The 3,287-nt window shown below is 59.1% G+C and carries 3 protein-coding genes; all 3 read left to right on the top strand.

Annotated elements, in window-relative coordinates; translation table 11 throughout:
- Positions 1–1,236 (top strand): heparinase II/III family protein (locus AQR02_RS17965; RefSeq protein ID WP_245237533.1); only part of this gene is annotated, 1,236 nt, incomplete at its 5' end.
- Positions 1,237–1,277: 41 nt separating this feature from the next.
- The gene (locus AQR02_RS17960) at positions 1,278–2,414 is read left to right on the top strand and encodes a glycoside hydrolase family 88 protein (RefSeq protein ID WP_054941649.1); all 1,137 of its coding nucleotides are present in this window, start codon (positions 1,278–1,280) and stop codon (positions 2,412–2,414) included.
- A gap of 13 nt (positions 2,415–2,427) precedes the next feature.
- Positions 2,428–3,287, top strand: an 860-nt coding sequence (locus AQR02_RS34550) for a DUF2264 domain-containing protein (protein WP_245237532.1), incomplete at its 3' end; no start/stop codon positions are given.

The following is a 3,287-nucleotide window of genomic DNA, read 5'->3' as shown; positions in this document are numbered from 1 at the left end:
TGGGAGACTGCCCGGCATAACTGGGCGGCTGTTTGTGCAGGCTCGATCGGGGCAGCTGCGCTGCTGTCCATGAACGATCCTGGGCTCCTGACGGAAATTCTGTTCAGGACAGAGAGCAGCATGCGCTATTATCTGGAAGGCTTCGGGGAAGACGGGGCATGCCTTGAGGGGCTTGGCTACTGGAATTACGGCTTTGGCTATTTTACCTATTACAGTGATCTGCTTCGCTCCCGCAGCGAGGGAAAGCTGGATTGGTTCAACAATAAGAAGGTGCGAAGGATCGCCCGGTTTCAGCAGCAATGCTTCATCGATGGTGCCCTGGTCGCCAATTTCTCGGATTCTCTGGCGCAGATGTCTGTGCATATGGGCTTGTCCCATTATCTGGCGGAGGTCTATCCCGGGGAAGTCGAGCGTCCGCCGTCAGTACTCCGTGCGCCGTACACCGAAGATCACTGCAGCCGGTTTGCTCCGGCGCTCCGCAATCTGCTGTGGACTAGGCCCGGTATCTGGAAGAGCGCCTGGGACGCCTCCAGCTGCTTCCTGCCAGATGCCGCATGGCTGATCTCTCGGCATGTGCCGGAAGCGGGCACATTCGGATTCGCTGCCAAGGGCGGCCACAATGCGGAGCCGCATAACCATAATGACCTGGGACAGTTCATCTTAACCGGGCGCGGCGAGGTCTACGCAGCTGATCTCGGCAGCGGGGAATATACGGCGGACTACTTCGGCGCCGGCCGCTATCAGTATGACTGCAACGGATCGCAGGGCCATTCGGTACCGGTCATTGACGGCCGGTATCAGTCACCGGGGCAGCAGTTCAGCTCCGTGGTGCTCCATGCATCCACGGGGGATACGGATGAACTGACGCTGGACCTGACGCGGGCCTACGAGGCTGAAGGCCTGCTGTCACTCACCCGCTCCTTCGTCTGGTACAAAGAGACGCTGCCCTGCCTGGAGCTGCTGGATGAATACCGATTTGAAGGTGTTCCGGCAAGCTGGACCGAGCGGTTTGTCACGTGGCGCAAGCCGCAGCTGCTCCGGTCGGGTGCCGTGCTGCTGCCGGGGGAGGGCGGCGGAGTCGAAGTGTCTTATGACCCCGGGGCAGTAGAGCCGGAGATCGCCGTGCATATGTACCGGGATCATTTCGGCCGGGAGCAGGTCTGGCATAGTCTGGACTTTCATGCGGTCCGGCCGGGCAGCGGGGGCAGATTTGCCTTCACTTTTCAGTTTCTATAAAGGGATACGCGCAAATTCAAAATAAAGGCGGGAGTTCGAAGATGGAGATGACGGCAAAGCAAACATGGATAGATGAGGCCTGGGGCAAAGCGGTGGAGAAGACCAGAAGCAACAGCCGGAGAATCGGCGCCGGGTTTCCTCACGCCAGCCAGGGCGGCCAATATGTGCTTGAGGCTCCGCACTGGTGGACGGCCGGCTTCTGGCCGGGCATGCTCTGGCAGTTGTACGCGGAGAGCGGGGACGAGAGTCTGAAAGCAATTGCCGAAGAGTGTGAGCAGCGGCTCGATGAGGTGCTTGACGGGTACGTCAAGCTGGATCATGATTTGGGCTTCATGTGGCTGCTGACCAGTGTAGCGAATTTCAAGCTAACGGGTGATGAAGCCTCGCGGATCAGGGCACTGAAGGCCGCGAATTATCTGGCAGCCCGCTTCAATCTGAAGGGCCGCTACATCCGCGCCTGGAATCCCTGGCGGGAAGGCGAGGATAACAGCGGAATCGCGATTATCGACTGCTGTATGAATACGAGCCTGCTCTTCTGGGCTTCCCGGGTGACCGGTGATCCGCGCTACCGCCATATCGCGGAGGCGCATATGGATACGGTGCTGGAGCATTTCATCCGGCCGGACGGCTCGGTGTATCATATCGTCAGCTTCAACCCGGAAACGGGTGAAGTTACGGAGAAGCTCGGCGGGCAGGGCTATGCGCCGGAATCGGCCTGGTCGCGCGGCACCGCCTGGGCCATCTACGGATTGGCCCTGGCCTTTCACCATTCCGGCAAGCAGGAATACCTGCATACAGCACAGCAGGTGGCGAATTTCTTCCTGACCCGCCTGCCGGAGGATCATGTTCCGCATTGGGACTTCCGCACATCCGGGGCAACCGGTGATCTCCGCGATACCTCGGCCGGAGCCTGCGCAGCGAGCGGACTGCTGCTGCTGGCCTCTCAGGTAACCGCTTCGGAATCGCATGTGTACCGGAACGGGGCTATGAAGATCCTGGAGTCCCTCTACCGGAATTACGGTACTTGGGAGAATGCCGGCGAGGAAGGACTGCTGCTGCACGGCACGAGTAACTATCCGGAAAACCGGAATATTGATGTTCCGCTGATTTACGGAGATTTTTTCTATGTGGAAGCTTTGGCCCGGGTCAAGGAAGCCGGACCGTTCTACTGGGAATAGGGGAGGATACAGGATGAATAACGAGAAGGTAACAGCAGCTTCACGGATTCAAGAGAATCCGCTTATGACCCGGCAGGATCTGGTGCAGGCACTTGAGCAGCTTACGGCTCCGCTCCGGCCACTCTATAGTCCGGGCGGTGCACGGCTGAAAGCCGGAACAACGGGAGCCAGTTATCCTGCCCGGATTGCGGAGATGGAAGGATTCTCACGGGTGCTGTGGGGGCTGGTGCCGCTGCTTATGGGCGGGGGAGACAGCGGGCTCTGGGAGCTGGTGCTGGACGGTATCCGGCACGGAACCGATCCTTCCCACGAAGAATATTGGGGGGAAGTAGGGGATTACGACCAGAGGCTGGTGGAGATGGCGGTATTCGGCTTCGCCCTGGCGGCCATCCCGGAACGGATCTGGTCACCGCTTGCTCCGCAGGAACAGGATCATCTGTACCTCTGGCTGAATCAGATCAACGCCCATCCCTGCTATGACTGCAACTGGCTGTTCTTCAACGTGCTGGTGAATACCGGGTTCAAGAAGCTGGGTCTTCCTTATGATGCGGAGCAGCTGGAGAATAATTTGCGGCGCATGGATGATTTCTATTTGGGTGAAGGCTGGTACAGCGACGGGATTAACGGCCATAGCGATTATTACGTGCCCTTCGCGATCCATTATTACGGACTGCTGTATGCGAAGCTGATGGAGCAGGAAGATCCGGGGCGTTCCCGTCTGTTCAAAGAAAGAGCGGGACTGTTCGCGGCTGAGTTCATCACCTGGTTCGCGGCGGACGGCTCCGCGCTGCCGTACGGCCGCAGTCTTGCCTACCGCTTCGCCCAGTCGGCCTTCTGGAGCGCTTATGCTTACGCCGAAGTAGACGGGCTCCC

The organism is Paenibacillus ihuae, assembly GCF_001368795.1.
GTDB classification, from domain to species: domain Bacteria; phylum Bacillota; class Bacilli; order Paenibacillales; family Paenibacillaceae; genus Paenibacillus_AQ; species Paenibacillus_AQ ihuae.
This window is presented reverse-complemented; position numbering and strand designations above follow the sequence as displayed.